Genomic DNA, 17,348 nt, shown 5'->3' on the forward strand with positions numbered 1-17,348 from the left:
TCTACTCCGGAAATTTTGAAACGATGATGAAGATGAGAGTACCCGCCAGCAGTGTGACCAGCGACCATGTGTAAAAGATCAGAAGGAAGGGCTGGAACAGCATCAGGAAGCCGAGGCCGATCAGGCCAGTCGCAATGTTCTCCATAGGACCGCGCCTCAGAAAGAACGGCCGTTTTTGTTTCGAGGGGACAGGTGTTTGCGCCGTCATTTGCGTACAGCTCCAAAAGTGATACCGCGCAACAGCTGCTTGCGCAGAAGGATCGTGAAAACCAGGATCGGTACGACGAAGATCGTGGTTCCTGCAGCAACGGCCGGCCAGTCCTGCCCGCCTTCACCAATGATCGTTGGAATGAACGGCGGCGCAGTCTGGGCTGCGCCCGACGTCAAGAGCACCGCGAAGGCGTATTCATTCCAGGCAAAGATGAGGCAGAAGATGGCCGTTGCGGCGATGCCCGTGGTCGCCTGTGGCAGGACGACCTTGAAAAAGGCCTGCATGCGCGTGTAACCGTCGATCATGGCTGCCTCTTCGTATTCACGCGGAATTTCGTCGATGAAACCCTTCAGGAGCCAGACGGCAAGCGAGACGTTTACGGCCGTGTAAAGCAGGATCATGCCCAGCGCGGTGTCAGACAGACCTAGCTCGCGATACATCAGATAAATGGGGATTGCGACGGCGATGGGCGGCATCATGCGCGTCGAGAGAATGAAGAATAAAAGGTCTTCCGCGAGAGGAACCTTGAAACGCGAAAATCCGTAGGCTGCAAGAGTGCCGAGCGAGACGGCGAGGAATGTCGAGCCGAAAGCGATCACCAGCGAGTTCTGGAAACGCGGCCAGTAGTTCGAAGGCCCGGCGATGACCATGTTGCGGCTTCGCGTGATTTCATCGCAGGTACTCGTCGGTGCCCCAAGCGAAGTGATGTACTCGGAGGTTTGCCGCGTGCGCGTTGTAAACAGGTTGCAATAACCCTCCAGCGTCGGCTGAAATACGATTTTCGGCGGGTAGCTGATTGAATCCGGCGGGGATTTGAAGCTGGTCAGAACGATCCATACGAGCGGGATCATCGTGATCACTGCATAGGCGATGACGATGGTCGCAGCGATGCGCTTTGAAGTACGGCTCGGCTCGACGACCGAATGGGCGGTGTTGACAGAGCTCATCGCTGTTTCACCTTGTTGAGGGCTTTCACATAGATGTTGGCAAGGCCGAAGACCGCGACAAACAGAATAATGGCGAAGGCAGACGCCCGGCCCGTGCGCCAGCTTTCGAATGCCTCCCGCTTCAGCGTGATCGAGGCAACTTCGGTGGTCGAACCCGGTCCGCCCCCCGTGAGAAGCGTCACCATGTCGAACATTTTGAAGTTTTCGATGCCACGGAAGAGCACCGCCAGCATGATGAAAGGAAGTGCCATCGGTAGCGTGATCGACCAAAACTGGCGCCAGAGCGATGCACGGTCTACTTCGGCGGCTTCGTAGATGTAATCGGGTATCGAGCGCAGACCGGCCAGGCAGATCAACATGACGTAAGGCGTCCACATCCAGGTATCGACAATGATAATCGCCCAGGGTGAAAGCTGAACCGAACCCAGCATTTCGAACGAAGACGGCGGAACCCCGGTGATGAAGGAAACAATGTAGTTGAAGAGGCCAATCTGCGGCTGGTACAAAAACCGCCAAAAGTTGCCTACAACGGCCGGCGACAACATCATCGGAACCAGGATGACTGTCGTCCAAAAGGCATGGCCACGGAATTTCCGGTCAATCAGATAGGCAAGGGAGAACCCGATCAACGTTTGCAGCAGGATCGTCCAGAAGACAAAATGCGCCGTTGTCTGCATCGCTTGCCAAATATTTGGATCGTTCAGTACCCGGCTGTAATTGCTCAGGCCAACACCTTCGATAGGAGCATTTGGCCGGTTTGCCCTGAAGTTTGTGAATGAGAGATAGATGGCCCAGATCAACGGAAATATATTTATGGCCAATAGCAAGACGATCGCTGGCGTAATGAATAGCCAGGCCATGGATCGATCGGATATGCCGCGAATTCGGGAAGCGATGGGCGCCGGAGTAGCGTTGGCGGCCTTCCCCAGAAGAGAAGAACTTGTATCGGTCACAGAAGTCACCTGAGTTTCTTTGCGGAACTTTGGCATGGCTGCCCGGCATGATATCGCATCCGGGCAGTCATTTCAGGACAGGATTACCTAGAGTTTCCCATCATCCTTGAAGACCTCTGTCCAATCCGCGACCAGCCCGTCGAGGGCCTCCTTCGCAGTCCCCTTGTCGGCGACGACATAGTCATGAAGCCGTTTTTGCATGGCCTGAAGGAGAATGGCGTAGGATGGCTCCTGCCAGAAGTCCTGCACCTGGTTCATAGCCACGAGGAAGTCTGCCGCAAAAGGTTGGCTCTCCGGGAAAGACGGATCGGTCAATACCGCCTTGTGTACGGCATAACCGCCAAGCGACCACCATTTCTTCTGGACATCTGGCTGGGCAAACCATTTGATATAGGCAAGAGCACCTTCCATGTTGTCGGTATTGGCAACGACGGAAATTCCCTGTCCACCGAGCGTCGAGGCCGCAACTTTTTCCTTGGGGTTGACGAAGAAGCCAATCTTGTCGCCGCCAACTTTCTCATCCTTGTAGAGGCCAGGGAAGAAGGCGAACCAATTCATTGCCATCGCCACCTGTCCCGATTTGAATGCGTCAAGGCTTTCGCCCATATAGGCATCGGTGTAACCGGGTGGCGTGCAGCATTTGTAGAGCGCCTTGTAGGCCTCTAATCCGGCAACCGCGTCAGGTGAATTGACCGCACCTTCCATGTCGTATTTGCCCGGCGTGTTTTCATACTTGAAGCCATAGGGGTAGAGCGCCCCTGTTGCGCCCATGGTAATGCCTTCGGAAGCACGTTCGGTGAAGATCGCGGCACCATAAACCTTCTTCCCATCGATTTCGCGGCCGTTGAAGAATTCGGCAACCTGTTTCAGTTCATCCCAGGTCGCTGGCGCTGCGAGGTCGCGTCCGTATTTCTGTTTGAACTCGGCCTGTATCTCAGGCTTGGCGAACCAGTCCTTGCGGTAGAACCAGGCATTGGCATCGCCCATGGCGGGAAGTGCCCAATAGTTCGGGGTGCCCTTCGGCCATGTCGCGTAGGCGTTGACCGCAGCGTCAGCGAAATCGCTCATCTTGATCCCTTCCTTGTCGAAGAAATCATTGAGCTTTACATAGTAGCCGTTTTCCGCTGACCCGCCGAGCCACTGACTGTCGCCGATCAGCAGATCGCATAGCTTTCCGCCGGAGTTGAGTTCGTTGAGGATACGGTCTGCGAAATTAGGCCACGGTACGAACTCGAACTTCATTGTCGTCCCGCTTTGGCCCGTGAAGTCTTTGGACAGTTCAACCAGGGCGTTGGCGGGGTCCCAGGCCGCCCAGCAGAGGGTGAGTTCATCGGCTTTCGCCAGATTTGGCGCTGCGGTGAACAGCACAAGCGCCGAGGTCGCCCCTAGCAGGGCTTGCTTCATCGTTTTCATGCATTCCTCCCAGATACATGAGCGACACCACGTCGCCCTCGAAAATATCGTTTGTTCCCTTAATACCCACACGATCTCTCTCCATCGTGTTGAGTAGCATTGTTTAGTAATACGTATTTTACTCAACATTTCAAGTGGGATTCGTTGCTGCGCCGCACACTGGAAAAGTGCGATAAACAAATGGGATATAAGGGAGGTGGGCGGCGGTCCGCAGAGCGGTTTCAGGCAGGGCGTCACAGCGATAGCTGAGGATCAGCGGAACAGCATGCGCCTGTACAACCCGATCATAGACTTGCCCACGGCCCAGTCTTGGCAGCGTTATCAGGAGCTTTCTGGAACAGCACCCGGGCAAATATCGTTAAGGATAAGGCTAGATTTCCCTTGTTATACTTGGCGAAATGGAAGCGATTTGCCTTAGCGATGACCGGCGGAGTAACACGTGTTGTTGGACCTTAGATTGCTTGAAGAAGCAGACTACGATGACCTGGCCATGCTTTTCGAGGAAATGCAGGCCCACTACAACGTGTTCTGTCCACCACGCGAGTCGATTCTGGAAAATCTGCGCAATCTACCGGTGGGAGCCGAAATCCTTGTTGCGAAGAACGATCGCATTGTCGGCTTTGCAGCATTTTCCGGGATATTTCCTGGCCCAGGGCTACAGCCCGGCTTGTTCCTGAAAGAACTTTTCGTCTCAAAGAGCCAGCGGCGAACTGGCATTGGAAAGCAATTGATTAAAGCCCTTGGGGCGCTGTGTTTGGAACGCGGTTTTAGCCGCATCGACTGGACCGCTGACTGCAATGATGCTCAGTTGCTCGATTTTTACGATAGTCTTGGCGCGAGCCGAATGCAGGACAAACTGTTCTACCGGGTGGACGGTCATGCTCTAAAGAAAATGACCTCTGAAACGAACTGATAACGCCATCTCAGAGCGCTGATCGATCGGATAGCATGGCTTGCGCCTCATCCATAAGCCAGTTCTTGAACATCTTCATTGAATAGGCCCCCGAAACATCCTGTGGAGTTGTGAACCAATATCCCCAATCGCTCCGGTAAGAGTAGCCGTGCGGGTTCACAAGCCGCTTCAACTGAAGGTCGTCAAGTATAAGTCCGCGCGGGATCAGTGCCATCCCCTGCCCAGCCAGGGCGGCGCGTATTACCATGGTGTAATAGCCGAACCGGATAGTGTGCCGCGGCATGAGATCCGGGCATCCATTGGCAAAGGCAAAATCCTGCCAGTGCAGCATTGTCTGCGGATGCTCCAACATAACGCCGGTTGCCAAATGCTCGATACTTTCCGGCATACCGATCTTGTCCCAATAGGATGCCGCACTCACAATCACGACGTCACGGCCAAACAAATATACCGAATCCTCACCCGTAAGCGGACCGCGGACAAACCGGAAGATGCCGTCAGGCTCCTCCGTCTGTGTGGACGAAACGAAGGTGGTGAACTGTACATCTATCTCGGGATGTTTCTCCGCAAATCCGGCGAAACGAGGCAAAAGCCACCGGTCTCCAAAAATTGGAAGAACCTGCAACCGTAGAACATGCGGGTCTGGTCTCAACCGTGCAACCTGAAGTGATGCATCCTCCATCGCCTTCAGAGCCGTCCTGGCATGCTCGATATAAATAAGTCCAGCCTTTGTCGGAAGCATCCCTCTAGCAGTCCGCTGGAAAGCAGGGCTGCCTATTAGCCCCTCCAGCGCGAGTAATTGCTTGCTGACGGCGCTTTGAGAAAGCGAGGTGCTCTCGGCAGCTGCGCTCGTGGAGCCCCGCTCCGCAATGGCGATCAGAACCTGAAGGGCGGTCGTCGATGGCAGTCTGGGCCGACTTGACGTCATGCGATTATCTGTTCCCTGGCGCACTTTGACCGACGCCTTGGAGTGAATGTATCAAATCACGATTGCGAATTCACCTAGTCGTTTTCGTCATATCGCAAGGAAATAACTTCGCTTGCCGGAAAAAACGGCATGTGGAAACCTGCTCAAGAAATACACAGGACACTTCAGGAGACAGTGATGACTGAGCCGACGAAATTGTGGGGCGGACGTTTCAAGGCTGGGCCGTCCGAAGCGTTATTGACACTCTCCCGCGCTCCACAGTCGTATTTCCGGCTCTATGCTGAAGACCTCGCCGGTTCTCGAGCCCATGCCTCTGAGCTGCGACGCGCTGGCGTGCTCGATGATGCAGAGTTCTCCGCCATCCGCCAGGCGCTCGATGCGATCGAGCGGGATGTCGCGAACAAGCGTGAGGTACCGGTCGACGGTGATGAGGATGTGCACACGTTTCTGGAACGGTTACTGATTGCCCGGCTGGGCACGCTTGGCGGCAAGTTGCGTGCCGGTCGCTCACGCAACGACCAGACGTCGAACAACACACGCCTTTACTTGCGCCGGACAGTTAGAAAGTTGATGGCCGGAGTGATTTCCGTGGAAGAGGCGCTTGTCGATCAGGCATGCCGCCACGTTGACACTGTAATGCCGGGCTTTACGCACCTTCAGCCTGCACAGCCGATCATTCTTGGTCACCACCTCATGGCGCACGCCCAAGCATTGCTCCGCGATATCGAGCGCTTTCGCGATTGGGACCGCCGGTTCGACCGGTCTCCACTCGGTGCCGCCGCCCTTGCCGGCTCCGCAATCGCCCGTCGGCCCGATTTATCGGCAATCGAACTCGGTTATGCCGGTGCATGCGAGAATTCCATAGATGCGGTCGCAAGCCGCGACCATGTTGCCGAATTTCTCTTTATTTGTGGCATGGTCGCGGTCAATCTCTCCCGCCTTGCCGAAGAAATTTGCATCTGGAGCTCAAAACAGTTCAGCTGGGTAACGCTGCACGATTCCTATTCCACCGGTTCTTCGATCATGCCGCAGAAAAAGAACCCGGACATTGCCGAACTGACACGCGGCATGTCCGGCAGCCTCATCGGCAACATTGCGGGCTTTCTGGCCACCATGAAGGGTATGCCGCTCGCCTATAATCGGGACCTTGCTGAAGACAAGCGGGCAATGTTCGAAAGCATCGATATTCTTGATACAGTCCTGCCGGCTTTTGCGGGAATGGTAGCGACGCTTGATTTCGACATAGTCAGGCTGCGTGAAGAAGCACCACGCGGCTTCACCCTCGCAACCGAAGTTGCCGATTGGCTTGTCGGTCAGAACATTCCTTTTGCTGAAGCACATGAAATCACAGGCTCCGTCGTTCAATACTGCGAAGATCGCGGGCATGACCTCGCTGGTTTGACGGCGATCGATCTTGCAGCGATCGACGCAAGGTTAAAGCCGGAAATGCTGACGGCGATCGAACTCGATCGTGCAGTAGCAAGTCGCACCGGCTATGGGGCTACGGCGCCGGTTCGGGTTCGAGAGCAGATCGAACGATTTCGCGCGGCACTCGCCGACAGCCACGCCTTTGCCATGGCCGCTCCTGCCAGCGCCAAAATTTCCCGGCAAACCAATGAGGTCAAGGGATGACAACAGCGACCACAGCCCTTCCAATCGCCGTCGATCAACAATATGAGATCGCGCATCTAAAACTTGTTCCGAAGCGGCATGTCGGACGGATGATTGCGGCCACCGTGGTGCTGGCCCTGCTTGCGGCGCTGGTCCGGGCATTCTCCGTAGGGCAGATCGAGTGGAGTTACGTCTCCCAGTTCCTGTTCTCACCCGCCATATTGGCGGGCCTTTACAATACGCTTGTCATGACTGTAGCTGCCATGACGCTTGGCATCGTCCTGGGCGTGGTTATCGCAATCATGCGGATCTCCGGTAATCCGGTTCTGTCATCCATCGCCATCGGATATGTCTGGGTCTTTCGCGGAGCGCCAGCCCTGCTGCAGCTCATGCTGTGGTTCAACCTGGCGCTCATTTTTCCCACCATGGGCATCCCCGGTCTCTTCGAATTCAGGACCGTAGACATCATGACACCGTTTGTGGCGGCCGTGCTCGGTCTCGGTATCTCGCAGGGGGCTTATACGTCCGAAGTCGTGCGAAGCGGATTGCTGTCAGTCGACAGCGGCCAATATGAGGCAGCCCGTACGATCGGCATGACGCAGATGAAGATGCTGCGCCGCATCGTTCTTCCCCAGGCCATGCGTGTCATGGTGCCACCGATTGGCAACGAAGTGATCGGAATGGTGAAGCTGACCTCGCTTGCCAGCGTCATCCAATATTCGGAAATCCTGCATAATGCCCAGATCATCTACTTCGCCAACACACGTGTGCTTGAACTGCTTTTGGTCGCGAGTTTCTGGTACCTGTTTGTAGTGTCACTCCTTTCTGTCGGCCAACATTACATCGAGCGTTATTTCGGGCGCGGTTCCAAGTCGATCCGTTCAGCGGTGTGAAGGAGCGAGACATGAGCAAGAACATTCTCGTGAAGGCAATCGACGTCACCAAGAACTACGGTCACTTCTGCGCGCTTGACAAGGTCAGTCTGGAGGTCACCCGCGGGGAAGTATGCTGCATCATCGGACCCTCCGGATCGGGCAAAAGCACGCTTCTGCGATGCATCAACCTTCTGGAGCGAATGGATGGCGGGGGCATCTGGGTCAATGACGAACTGGTTGGATATCGCCGCGAAGGCGACAACCTCTATCAGATCAGCGATGTCGAAATTTCACGCCAGCGTAGACGCATCGGCATGGTGTTTCAACGGTTCAACCTCTTCCCCCACATGACCGCACTTGAAAACGTCATCGAAGGTCCGGTGCATGTTCTTGGCGAACAGGTCAAGGACGCCGAGGAACGCGGCAGAACCTTGCTGGAGAGGGTTGGACTGGCGGAAAAGGCCAACCATTACCCCTCCGAGCTCTCCGGCGGGCAGCAGCAGCGCGTCGCGATTGCGCGAGCCATGGGAATGCGCCCCAACCTTATCCTCTTTGACGAACCGACATCGGCACTTGATCCGGAACTGGTCTCGGAAGTGCTTGACGTCATGAAGGATCTCGCCGCCTCCGGCATGACGATGATCGTTGTGACACATGAACTCGGATTCGCACGCAACGTCGCCAACACGGTCGCCTTCATGGAGGCCGGGAAGATGGTGGAATTCGGATTGGCATCGGAAGTTCTCAGCGCTCCGAAGAGTGCCAGAACGGCAGAATTCATCAAGGCCGTTCACAGCTGAACATAGAGCGGCTCCTCAGCGAGCATTGGATTCATTCACAACGATCGATCAAACAAGGGGAAATTATGAAGAAGCATCTCGCAATACTCACGCTCACATGCCTCGCAGCGACCGCCGTCCACGCTCAAGGTTTGCCGGAACGAATAAAGACGGCAGGTAAGGTCACTGTTGCCAATCAGCCGAACTATCCGCCTATGGAATACAAGGATCCGGCCACGAATACGCTCACCGGCGTTGATATTGACCTTGGCCTTGCTCTTGCCAAGCAGCTCGGAACAACGGTCGAATGGGCCGATATCGGTTTCGAGCAGATGATTTCATCTCTTACCACCGGCCGTGTCGATTTGATTCATAGTGGCATGAGCGATCTGCCCAAGCGCCGCGATACACTTGACTTCGTCGACTATATGAAGTCGGGAGCCCAGTTCTACACCTCATTCGCCCGCAAGGACGAATTCAAGACGCTTGCCGATTTCTGCGGCAAGACGATCGGCATGAGCCGGCGCACGTCCTTCCCCGATGAAACCGCCAAGTGGAGCGCCGCCAATTGCGAGGCCGCTGGCAAGCCGGCGATCGTCGTCGTGGGAACCGAAGGTTCCGCGGATGCCCGTGCCCAGCTCAAGCAAGGGCGCCTCGACGCAGCTGTACAAGGTTCAGAAACGCTTCCCTACCTGATGACGTTGGAAAAGGATACGTACGCTGTTATCGGCGAGCCCTTCACTGCCGTCTATCAGGGCATCGCTTTTGCAAAGAAGGACACGGAGTTGCGCGATGCCTATGCCACCGCATTGCAAGCGCTGATGGCATCTGGCGAATACAAGGCAATCTTCGCCAGGTACGGCCTCGAGGGCACGTTGTTGGACGGCATCTACATCAACGGTGAAGCTGTGAAGTAGCGTAAATCATCGCTATCCCGGCGGCCGTGTCGCCGGGATCGTCGCTTCGTTCCTTCCCCGCAAAAAAGATCGTTCCATGTACATTGCCAAGACACACGATACGCCGATCGAACGCCTTGCAGCCTTTGTTGCAGGCCTTCGTTTTGAAGACATTCCAACGGATATCGTTGCCAAGGCGAAAATCCACATCGCGGATACAATGGGAGCGGCACTAGCCGGAGCGCGGTCGACGGAGTTCGGTCTGGCGCGCAAAATTGCGGGTCGAAAAGGCGAAACCCGTCTCTGGGGCACGCAAGCCTTTGCGCCCGCGCGAGACGCGGCGCTGGTCAATGGTGTTGCGGCCCACGCTTTTGAACTCGACGATGCTGGCGGGTGCGATCATTCGGGTGCGGTGGTCATGCCCGCCGTTTTGGCGGCCGTGTCCAGATCGGAACAGGCAGTCAGCGGCCAGCAGCTGATCGCAAGCGTCGTCGCTGGTTACGATGTCGGGCGCCGCATACTCGAAGCTGCTGGCGGATATGACAGCCATAATAGTCTTGGTTGGCATTCTACAGGCACCTGCGGCACGCTGGCCGCAGCGGCTGCCGTGGCGAATCTGCAAGGTCTGCCAGGCCAGGGATGCCTTGATGCCATGACGCTGGCGACAAGTTTTTCTTCGGGGTTGTGGGCGTTCATCCACGATGGCTCCCAAGCCAAGAAAATTCACGCCGGGCGTGCCGCGGAGGGTGGATTGTTGGCCGCCACGCTGGCCGCTGAAGGATTTGCAGGCCCGTCGAGGGTGTTTGATAATGTCTGGGGTGGCTTTTTCCGCTCTTTCAACAAATCATCGGGCGAGCCGGAACAGCTTTCGGCGGCGCTCGGGGAGAGCTGGAAAGTCGACCGGGCCGTGTTGAAGCCATACGCCTCCTGCCGTGGCGCTCACTCGGCCGTCGATGCCCTGGAAGATCTGCTCCACGAAACGGAACGACGGCCTGATGAGATCGTATCCATGCATTTGCAGCTGAGCGAAATGCTGATGGGCATGTGTGGTCACAAAGCCAGCAGTTCCATGGCGGGAACACAGATGAGTCTACCATACGCAATCGCCGCCCGTTGTGTTTTCGGTACTGCCGGACTCGACGCTTATTCCGCTCACCGCCGGTCGGATCCGCGGATCGGGGCTGTCATGCAACAGATGGAGCTTGAAGTCGACCGGGCCATGCAGCCACTCGACGAACCGGTCCTGACGCTGACATTTTCTGACGGATCCCGTGCCTCACGCATGGTCCCGCGTGCGACCGGTTCATCTGAGCGGCCAATGCAGCGCGCGGCAATCGACGACAAGTTCCGCTACCTTGCCGGCATGAGCCTGGAGGACAGTCAGGTGTCAAACCTATTTGATATGCTCGATAAGCTTGAACATCTCAATGATTGCCGCCGGTTCGAGACACTGCTTGCCGGTAACGCCGACAACCGGCCAACCTTCTGCTGAAGGATTCTAGCATGACTTATGATCTTTCTCCGCGCCCTCTGAATCCAGCGTTTGAGGCGCCGCCGATCACATGGCCAAACGGCGCGAAAAGCGCGCTTTTCATTGGCTTTGACGTTGACGCGGAAACCGCGTGGATTGGCAACAATCCGTCGAACATCGACCGCATGGTTACAACGTCGCATGGCGGCTACGACGCACGCGTCGGCATTGCCAAAATACTCGAACTCATGAAGGAATTGGGCCTCAAGGCAACGTTCTTCGTTCCGGGCTGGACCGCGCTGGCACATCCGGCTGCATGTGAACCCATCGTGCAGGCGGGTCATGAGATCGGCCATCATGGCTATCTGCATAAGATGCCAGACCGGGAAAAGCTTGAAGATGCATTTGAGGAAATAGATCGGGGGTTCGAAGCCCTGGAACAGGCTCTGGGCGTCACGCCGATTGGCTATCGCGCGCCGTCGGGCGAAAATTTCCCAGAACTTCTTGCTTACCTGGCGAAGTCGGGCGTCCGTTACTCGAGTTCGTTTCGGGACGACATACTGCCATACCGTCATAGGCTCGCGGACGGCAGGCCCGGACTGGTGGAAATCCCGGTCAATTTTGCTTTCGATGACTGGAACTTCGGCATGTCAAGCAGGACGAGTCCACGCCCGCTGTTCGGACGCGACGCAGTCCTTCCGTTATGGATCGATGAGTTTGAAGCCACGCATGCCTGGGGCGGAATAACAACACTTGTCCTGCACCCGCAAGTCTCAGGGAGGCCAATGCGTTGGCACATCCTGAGGGAATTTCTGCTGCACGTTCAGGCAAAGGGCGACGTCTGGATCGCGACTGGCGCCGAAATTACCGGTCATTTTGAACATCTCGAAGGTGATCAGGATAGGTGAGTGCTACCAGCCAAGCAATTTGTTCGCCAAAAGTAGCCATTTCCCGGTGAAGACAAGAGCAGTCGACATGATGACCGCCTTGAGCGGAATTGAACCGCACCCGACTACCTCGCTCGTCGCGCCGACAATCGCGAGACCGGGTCACGCGAGTTTGGTGAGCCTGAACTCAGATGTGACCAGTAAACGAACATAGCCGCTATGATCAACGAGCGTGCACAGCGTGAGCGGCAGTGTCGCCAGTTGACCTCCAAAACGTTTTGGAGAATTATGCAAGCGCACTCCGGGAGGAAGTATGTCCAACTTGAGACAGCTTGCGCAATCGCTTGGCCTATCAATTACGACCGTTTCACGGGCGCTGGATGGCTATTCCGATGTCTCGGCCAAGACACGCCAGAGGGTTGTGGATGCTGCGGCCCGCGCGGGATATCAACCCAATGCCTCGGCCCGGCGCCTTCGTCGTCGACGTGCGGAACTTGTTGCCGTGACGCTTCCCGCAGCACCCGGTCATATCGGCCCGCCTCACTTTCTCGATATTCTGTCAGCATGTGCCGAACAACTCGCGCTATCAGGCCTCAATCTGGTCATCGCGCCTGTTCCCCGCGGCCAAAGTGAACTGGAAATGTGCCGACGCTTTGTCAGTGGGCAGCGCGTCGACGCAATGCTTCTCGTACGTACCAAACGCCGTGATGAACGAGTCGAACTTCTTCAGTCGTGCGGCATTCCTTTTGTCACGCATGGGCGCACGGAATCGGCGCAACCGCACGCTTTTCTTGATGGGGACGGTTTTTCCGGCTTCCGCGATGCAACCGAGCGTTTCATTGCTGATGGCCATACCCTTATTGGCCATATCGCCGGACCACAGGAATTTTCATTCGCCCATCATCGACGACTGGGTTGGGAAGATGCACTGAACCGATTCAAGCTGACATCCGAACTCATAGTCGAGGGCGACCCCACCGAACACGGCGGATACGCTGCAGCCAAAGCGCTGATGAGCGCAACGATCAAGCCGACGGCAATCCTGTGTGCAACCGATGAAATGGCCGTCGGTGCATTGCGTGCATTGAGGGAGGTTCCAGACGGAAACCTGGTCAGCATTGTTGGTCATGATGATCTGCCTATGAGCGCATTCACTGATCCACCGCTTTCGACCATGCGAATGAATGGTGAGGATATCGGCGTACGCATCGCAACCCTGCTGCTGCGAGCAATCAATGGTGAAGCACCTGAATTGCTGCAGGAGATCCACCCTCTCGAATTTTTGCCACGTGCCAGCCATCACCGATCACAACAACTGGCTGTCAACGACGCCGATACTTACGAATGAAATGGAGGAGATGCAATGAAACGATCCCTGTTCATCGGGCTATTGACAGCCTCGAGCCTTTTCGCGGGTACGTTGGCCCGAGCGGAGACGATTTTTCTCTCAACTCAGCTACGCCCCATCGAAGAAGCGACCGCTGTGCGCAATGTCATCCTTAAGGACCTTCCTGCGCCCGTCGAGTATGTCGTCGAGGAGCCGCCGCAATTTGCCGTGCGCATGGAAGCGGAACGCCAGGCCGGCAAACATACAATCAGCTTGGTTGGCGCACTTCACGGCGAACTGTCACCGATCGCGGCAAAAGACGGCTTTGTTCCGCTCGATGATCTTGCCGAAAAGCTGCAAGGCAAGGGTATGCCCAAGGCGCTTCTCGATCTCGGCAAGCTTGGAAAGGACAAGCAGCAATATATCCCGTGGATGCAGGCAACCTATGTGATGGCCGCCAACAAACAGGCGCTGCAATACCTGCCGCAAGGCGCTGATATCGACAAGCTCACCTACGATCAGCTGATTGAATGGGGTCGCAAGATGCAGGAAGAGACCGGTCAGCCGCGCATTGGTTTCCCTGCCGGGCCAAAGGGGCTGATGGCCCGTTACTTCCAGGGTTACTTTTATCCATCTTTCACCGGCGGTGTCGTGCGTCCCTTCAAGTCGCTGGATGCCGCAAAGGGCTGGGAAAGTTTCAAGCAACTTTGGGCTGTCGTCAATCCGAACTCAACTAATTACAATTTCATGCAGGAACCGCTGTTGGCCGATGAAGTCTGGGTGGCATGGGATCACATTGCGCGGCTGAAGGAAGCAGTTACCGCGCAACCCGATCAGTATGTCATCTTTCCAGCGCCAGCAGGTCCAAAGGGCCGTGGCTACATGCCGGTCGTGGCGGGCCTTGCCATCCCGCAAGGAGCACCTGACGAACCCGGGGCCAAGACCGTAATCGAACATCTGACCAGGCCGGAGACCCAAATTCTCACCGCACAGAATGTCGGTTTCTTCCCGACTGTCGACGCAAAACTTCCTAGCGATATCGACCCTGGAATTGCCATGCTTGCGGCCGGTGTGGATGCCACGCAGCATGCACAGGACGCGGTCATCTCGCTGCTGCCTGTCGGCCTCGGTGACCGCGGCGGCGAATTCAACAAGGTCTATATGGATACATTTCAGCGCGTCGTCATACGTGGCGAGCCGGTTGCTGACGTTTTGAACGAACAAGCGGCCGCTTTGAGCAAACTGATGGGCGATGCGAAAGCGCCTTGCTGGGCACCGGATGCAGCGAGCCAAGGCGCCTGCCCCGTCGAGTAATACGGTCAACAGATTGGTCCCAGGAGTGATCCCGGGACTGACCCGAACTCCGGACGACGCCAATGCAGAACATTAAAAAAACGTGGATACCCTATCTACTGATCGCTCCCTCAGTGATCTTCCTTGCGTTGCTGTTTCTGTTGCCGCTCATCCAGACCATCTGGCTTGCGGTTTCTGAAGGCGGCGCGCCATCGTTGGCTAATCTTCGGACCATGGCGGGGGATCTGAATTTCCGTCTTGCCATCCGCAACACATTCCTGCTGGCGCTTGCCGTCGTCCCAGTTCAGATCGTCATCGCGCTGGCCATGGGATCTATGGTGGCCAAGGTCGACGGTGGCCGTGAGACGATCCTCTGGGTTTGGACCATCCCGCTTGGCATCTCCGATTTGGCAGCTGGCCTCCTCTGGCTGTCGATCCTGCAGAATAGCGGCTATCTTAACAGTCTGCTCTTCAGCTTTGGACTAATTGAACGGCAAGCGAACTGGTTATCCTATCAGACGCCGATCGCCTTGTTCTTCGCCATTGCTGTCGCTGAAATCTGGCGCGGCACTGCCATCGTGATGGTCATTATCGTTGCCGGCCTCAACCAGGTTCCGAAGGAATTTCGCGAGGCTGCCGAAGTGTTCGGTGCCGGACCCTGGACCCGCTTCTTTCGCATCACCTTGCCCTTGATAAAGCCGGCATTGCAATCAGCATTGATCCTGCGCACCGTCCTCGCCTTTGAGGTCTTCGCGGTGGTCTATGCGCTGGGCGGCACCAACATGCCTGTGCTCGTCGGCGAGGCCTATACCTGGCAGAACCAAAATCAGAATTATGGAGTTGCGGCCGCCTATGCGGTGCTGATCATGGTCATCTCTTTGGCAGCAACGCTGGTCTATCTCAAGGCCGTCAGGGTCGATCCGGAGCGCTTGCCATGACTGCTGCACAGCCCTCGAACTTTGGCTCCGCCCGCAAAATGCTGCTGTGGAGCGGTATTGCCGCGCTCTGCGCCTGGGTTCTCGTTCCGATCTATTTGGTGGCGCTTGGTGCTTTTGGTGGCCGCTCCGGCGTCTATCAATGGCCCAAATCCATCCTGCCGACCGGTATTTCCCTTGAACCTTTCCTGCTCTTTTTGAGAACAGAGGGTGTTGCCGGCGCTTTTCTAAATTCGCTGGGGGCCGCCGCCGTGACCGTTGTCCTGTCCGTGCTCATCGGCGCGCCGGCAGGGTATGCGTTGGCGCGTTATGACTTCAGGGGCAAGGACAGCTTCCGGCTGCTCGTACTCCTGACGCGCGCTTTTCCCCTGGCTATCCTGGCTTTGCCGCTAACAGTCTCGTTTATCCGCATCGGACTCTATGACACGGTGATAGGTGTCGGACTGGTCCATACCATTCTGGCATTGCCATTTGCGGCTCTGGTTACGCAGGGTATTTTCATGGGCGTTCCGCGTGAACTGGAAGAGGCGGCCTGGGTATTCGGCTGTTCACGTCCGCAAGCCTTCTTCCGGATTGTCGCCCCGCTGGCTCTTCCCGGCCTTGCGGCAACGGCCGTCTTTGCCTTCGTCATCTCCTGGAACGAGGTTTTCGCGGCCTCCGTGCTGACCGTGCGCAACCGAACGCTGACTGCCTACCTTTTGACTGTTCTCTCCGAAAGCCCGCTGCACTATCGATTTGCCGGTGGTCTCCTCCTGATCCTTCCCTCCGTCATCTTCATATTTGCGGTCCGACGCTACCTGTTCGCGATATGGGGCATTTCCAGCAAATAAGGGGACCAACCATGGCCAATATTGTCATTGACAAAATCAAGAAAACATTCGGTAGCTTCGAGGCCCTGAAGGAAATCTCTCTGGAAGTAGGTGACGGCGAATTCGTCTCACTTCTCGGTCCCTCCGGCTGTGGCAAAACCACATTGCTGCGGATCATCGCCGGGCTGGAAACCGAAACATCCGGGCAAATCCTGATCGGCGGGACACCAGTGAACGGGCTTGCACCGAAGGACCGTGGTCTCGCTATGGTCTTCCAGAACTATGCGGTTTTCCCGCACATGACCGTATTCGAGAACGTCGCCTTCGGACTGCGCATGAAAAAAGCAGATCAGAACCGTGTTAAAAGCCAAGTCGACAAGGCAGCAGCGCTCCTGCATATCGAACCCTACCTGGATCGTTATCCAAACAAGCTCTCTGGCGGTCAGCGGCAAAGGGTTGCAGTCGCGCGTGCCCTGGCCGTAGAGCCTAAAGTACTGCTGATGGATGAACCACTGTCGAACCTCGATGCACTCCTGCGGCTTGAAATGCGAACCGAGCTGAAAGCCGTACTGCAAGCTTCCGGTACCACGACGATCTATGTGACGCACGATCAGACGGAAGCCATGGGCCTCTCCGATCGTATCGCAGTCATGTACGATGGCCGGATCGAACAGATTGGCGCGCCAGTCGATATTTACAGTCATCCCGCCAGCCGCTTTGTGGGCGGTTTCATGGGCAGTCCGCCGATGAACTTCATCCGCCTGCCGGTCACAAACGGCACTGTGAAGCTTGGCAATATGAACCATGCGGTGCCGGCCAGTGTTGAGCGTGAAATCGTACTCGGTCTTCGCGGCGAAAATGTCTCTCTGGCACCGCTTGCCGAAGGGTTGCGCCTGGACGTGCGCGTTGCGGAGCCAATGGGATCACACCTTTTGCTCACGGGGACAATCGCCAACCAGCCTGTCCGGGTTATCCTGCCACCGGGCGAATCCGTCAAGGCAGGCGAAGCTATAGGCTTGAAACTTGCGGCCGATCGGCTGACGTGGCTTTCGCCAGAGACCGGTCTCGCACTCAATCATCCTTCCAGATAACGCTTTCTC

At 56.4% G+C, this 17,348-nt stretch carries 17 protein-coding genes; 12 read left to right on the top strand and 5 right to left on the bottom strand.

All coding sequences use genetic code 11. The features are described from left to right. Window position 1: 1 nt before the first annotated feature. The 4 genes from CU102_RS04535 to CU102_RS04550 all read right to left on the bottom strand — a co-directional run bounded on the left by CU102_RS04535 (window position 2) and on the right by CU102_RS04550 (window position 3,524). Window positions 2-208, bottom strand: a complete 207-nt coding sequence (locus tag CU102_RS04535; protein ID WP_106709803.1) for a hypothetical protein — start codon at window positions 206-208, stop codon at window positions 2-4. Further along, window positions 205-1,158, bottom strand: coding sequence for a carbohydrate ABC transporter permease (locus tag CU102_RS04540; RefSeq protein WP_106709805.1), 954 nt, complete (start codon window positions 1,156-1,158; stop codon window positions 205-207). The genes CU102_RS04535 and CU102_RS04540 overlap by 4 nt, the downstream gene beginning before the upstream one ends. Continuing rightward, window positions 1,155-2,111, bottom strand: coding sequence for a carbohydrate ABC transporter permease (locus tag CU102_RS04545; RefSeq protein WP_106709963.1), 957 nt, complete (start codon window positions 2,109-2,111; stop codon window positions 1,155-1,157). Before CU102_RS04545 ends, CU102_RS04540 begins: the two co-directional genes overlap by 4 nt. Window positions 2,112-2,198: 87 nt before the next feature. Beyond that, window positions 2,199-3,524: an ABC transporter substrate-binding protein gene (locus CU102_RS04550; RefSeq protein WP_166648464.1), complete on the bottom strand. Its 1,326-nt coding sequence runs from the start codon at window positions 3,522-3,524 to the stop codon at window positions 2,199-2,201. A 490-nt stretch (window positions 3,525-4,014) separates the two neighbouring features. Between CU102_RS04550 and CU102_RS04555 the strand changes: the two genes are divergently transcribed. Beyond that, a complete protein-coding gene (locus CU102_RS04555) occupies window positions 4,015-4,437 on the top strand; it encodes a GNAT family N-acetyltransferase (protein WP_245425196.1) in 423 nt (140 codons plus the stop codon). 10 nt (window positions 4,438-4,447) lie between these two features. On the opposite strand, the gene CU102_RS04560 is transcribed toward CU102_RS04555, so the two are convergent. Next, window positions 4,448-5,365 carry a LysR substrate-binding domain-containing protein gene (locus CU102_RS04560; protein WP_106709965.1) on the bottom strand — a complete coding sequence of 306 codons (918 nt, stop codon included), beginning with the start codon at window positions 5,363-5,365 and terminating at the stop codon, window positions 4,448-4,450. A 177-nt stretch (window positions 5,366-5,542) separates the two neighbouring features. Here CU102_RS04560 and argH point away from each other — a divergent pair, with 177 nt between their 5' ends. The 11 genes from argH (at window position 5,543) to CU102_RS04615 (ending at window position 17,339) form a co-directional block, all read left to right on the top strand. Next, complete coding sequence (gene argH / locus CU102_RS04565; RefSeq protein WP_106709808.1) at window positions 5,543-6,997, top strand: argininosuccinate lyase; 1,455 nt, start codon at window positions 5,543-5,545, stop codon at window positions 6,995-6,997. Then, window positions 6,994-7,869 carry an amino acid ABC transporter permease gene (locus CU102_RS04570; protein WP_106709809.1) on the top strand — a complete coding sequence of 292 codons (876 nt, stop codon included), beginning with the start codon at window positions 6,994-6,996 and terminating at the stop codon, window positions 7,867-7,869. The genes argH and CU102_RS04570 overlap by 4 nt, the downstream gene beginning before the upstream one ends. Window positions 7,870-7,880: 11 nt before the next feature. Next, entirely contained in the window at window positions 7,881-8,651 is a 771-nt protein-coding gene (locus CU102_RS04575) for an amino acid ABC transporter ATP-binding protein (protein WP_106709810.1), read from the top strand. Between the two features lie 65 nt (window positions 8,652-8,716). Next, the gene (locus CU102_RS04580; RefSeq protein WP_106709812.1) at window positions 8,717-9,547 is read left to right on the top strand and encodes an ABC transporter substrate-binding protein; all 831 of its coding nucleotides are present in this window, start codon (window positions 8,717-8,719) and stop codon (window positions 9,545-9,547) included. A gap of 76 nt (window positions 9,548-9,623) precedes the next feature. Then, entirely contained in the window at window positions 9,624-11,018 is a 1,395-nt protein-coding gene (locus CU102_RS04585) for an MmgE/PrpD family protein (protein WP_106709813.1), read from the top strand. Window positions 11,019-11,029: 11 nt separating this feature from the next. Next, window positions 11,030-11,905 carry a polysaccharide deacetylase family protein gene (locus tag CU102_RS04590; RefSeq protein WP_106709815.1) on the top strand — a complete coding sequence of 292 codons (876 nt, stop codon included), beginning with the start codon at window positions 11,030-11,032 and terminating at the stop codon, window positions 11,903-11,905. 292 nt (window positions 11,906-12,197) lie between these two features. Beyond that, the gene (locus tag CU102_RS04595) at window positions 12,198-13,232 is read left to right on the top strand and encodes a LacI family DNA-binding transcriptional regulator (protein ID WP_106709816.1); all 1,035 of its coding nucleotides are present in this window, start codon (window positions 12,198-12,200) and stop codon (window positions 13,230-13,232) included. A gap of 15 nt (window positions 13,233-13,247) precedes the next feature. Then, the gene (locus CU102_RS04600) at window positions 13,248-14,525 is read left to right on the top strand and encodes an ABC transporter substrate-binding protein (protein WP_106709818.1); all 1,278 of its coding nucleotides are present in this window, start codon (window positions 13,248-13,250) and stop codon (window positions 14,523-14,525) included. 62 nt (window positions 14,526-14,587) lie between these two features. Next, a complete protein-coding gene (locus CU102_RS04605) occupies window positions 14,588-15,442 on the top strand; it encodes a carbohydrate ABC transporter permease (RefSeq protein WP_106709820.1) in 855 nt (284 codons plus the stop codon). Further along, the gene (locus CU102_RS04610) at window positions 15,439-16,269 is read left to right on the top strand and encodes a carbohydrate ABC transporter permease (protein ID WP_106709826.1); all 831 of its coding nucleotides are present in this window, start codon (window positions 15,439-15,441) and stop codon (window positions 16,267-16,269) included. Before CU102_RS04605 ends, CU102_RS04610 begins: the two co-directional genes overlap by 4 nt. An 11-nt stretch (window positions 16,270-16,280) precedes the next feature. Next, a complete protein-coding gene (locus tag CU102_RS04615; RefSeq protein WP_106709828.1) occupies window positions 16,281-17,339 on the top strand; it encodes an ABC transporter ATP-binding protein in 1,059 nt (352 codons plus the stop codon). Window positions 17,340-17,348 lie beyond the last annotated feature (9 nt).

The sequence above is a fragment of the Phyllobacterium brassicacearum genome (genome assembly GCF_003010955.1).
GTDB lineage: Bacteria > Pseudomonadota > Alphaproteobacteria > Rhizobiales > Rhizobiaceae > Phyllobacterium > Phyllobacterium brassicacearum.

Excerpts from the sequence above, each read along its gene's own strand:
- CU102_RS04605 (WP_106709820.1), top strand. The coding sequence starts at position 14,588 with ATGCAGAACATTAAAAAAACGTGGATACCCTATCTACTGATCGCTCCC.
- CU102_RS04575 (WP_106709810.1), top strand. The coding sequence starts at position 7,881 with ATGAGCAAGAACATTCTCGTGAAGGCAATCGACGTCACCAAGAACTAC.
- argH (WP_106709808.1), top strand. The coding sequence starts at position 5,543 with ATGACTGAGCCGACGAAATTGTGGGGCGGACGTTTCAAGGCTGGGCCG.
- CU102_RS04585 (WP_106709813.1), top strand. The coding sequence starts at position 9,624 with ATGTACATTGCCAAGACACACGATACGCCGATCGAACGCCTTGCAGCC.
- CU102_RS04615 (WP_106709828.1), top strand. The coding sequence starts at position 16,281 with ATGGCCAATATTGTCATTGACAAAATCAAGAAAACATTCGGTAGCTTC.
- CU102_RS04580 (WP_106709812.1), top strand. The coding sequence starts at position 8,717 with ATGAAGAAGCATCTCGCAATACTCACGCTCACATGCCTCGCAGCGACC.
- CU102_RS04600 (WP_106709818.1), top strand. The coding sequence starts at position 13,248 with ATGAAACGATCCCTGTTCATCGGGCTATTGACAGCCTCGAGCCTTTTC.
- CU102_RS04595 (WP_106709816.1), top strand. The coding sequence starts at position 12,198 with ATGTCCAACTTGAGACAGCTTGCGCAATCGCTTGGCCTATCAATTACG.
- CU102_RS04610 (WP_106709826.1), top strand. The coding sequence starts at position 15,439 with ATGACTGCTGCACAGCCCTCGAACTTTGGCTCCGCCCGCAAAATGCTG.
- CU102_RS04560 (WP_106709965.1), bottom strand. The coding sequence starts at position 5,365 with ATGACGTCAAGTCGGCCCAGACTGCCATCGACGACCGCCCTTCAGGTT.
- CU102_RS04570 (WP_106709809.1), top strand. The coding sequence starts at position 6,994 with ATGACAACAGCGACCACAGCCCTTCCAATCGCCGTCGATCAACAATAT.
- CU102_RS04535 (WP_106709803.1), bottom strand. The coding sequence starts at position 208 with ATGACGGCGCAAACACCTGTCCCCTCGAAACAAAAACGGCCGTTCTTT.
- CU102_RS04555 (WP_245425196.1), top strand. The coding sequence starts at position 4,015 with ATGCTTTTCGAGGAAATGCAGGCCCACTACAACGTGTTCTGTCCACCA.
- CU102_RS04590 (WP_106709815.1), top strand. The coding sequence starts at position 11,030 with ATGACTTATGATCTTTCTCCGCGCCCTCTGAATCCAGCGTTTGAGGCG.
- CU102_RS04540 (WP_106709805.1), bottom strand. The coding sequence starts at position 1,158 with ATGAGCTCTGTCAACACCGCCCATTCGGTCGTCGAGCCGAGCCGTACT.
- CU102_RS04550 (WP_166648464.1), bottom strand. The coding sequence starts at position 3,524 with ATGAAAACGATGAAGCAAGCCCTGCTAGGGGCGACCTCGGCGCTTGTG.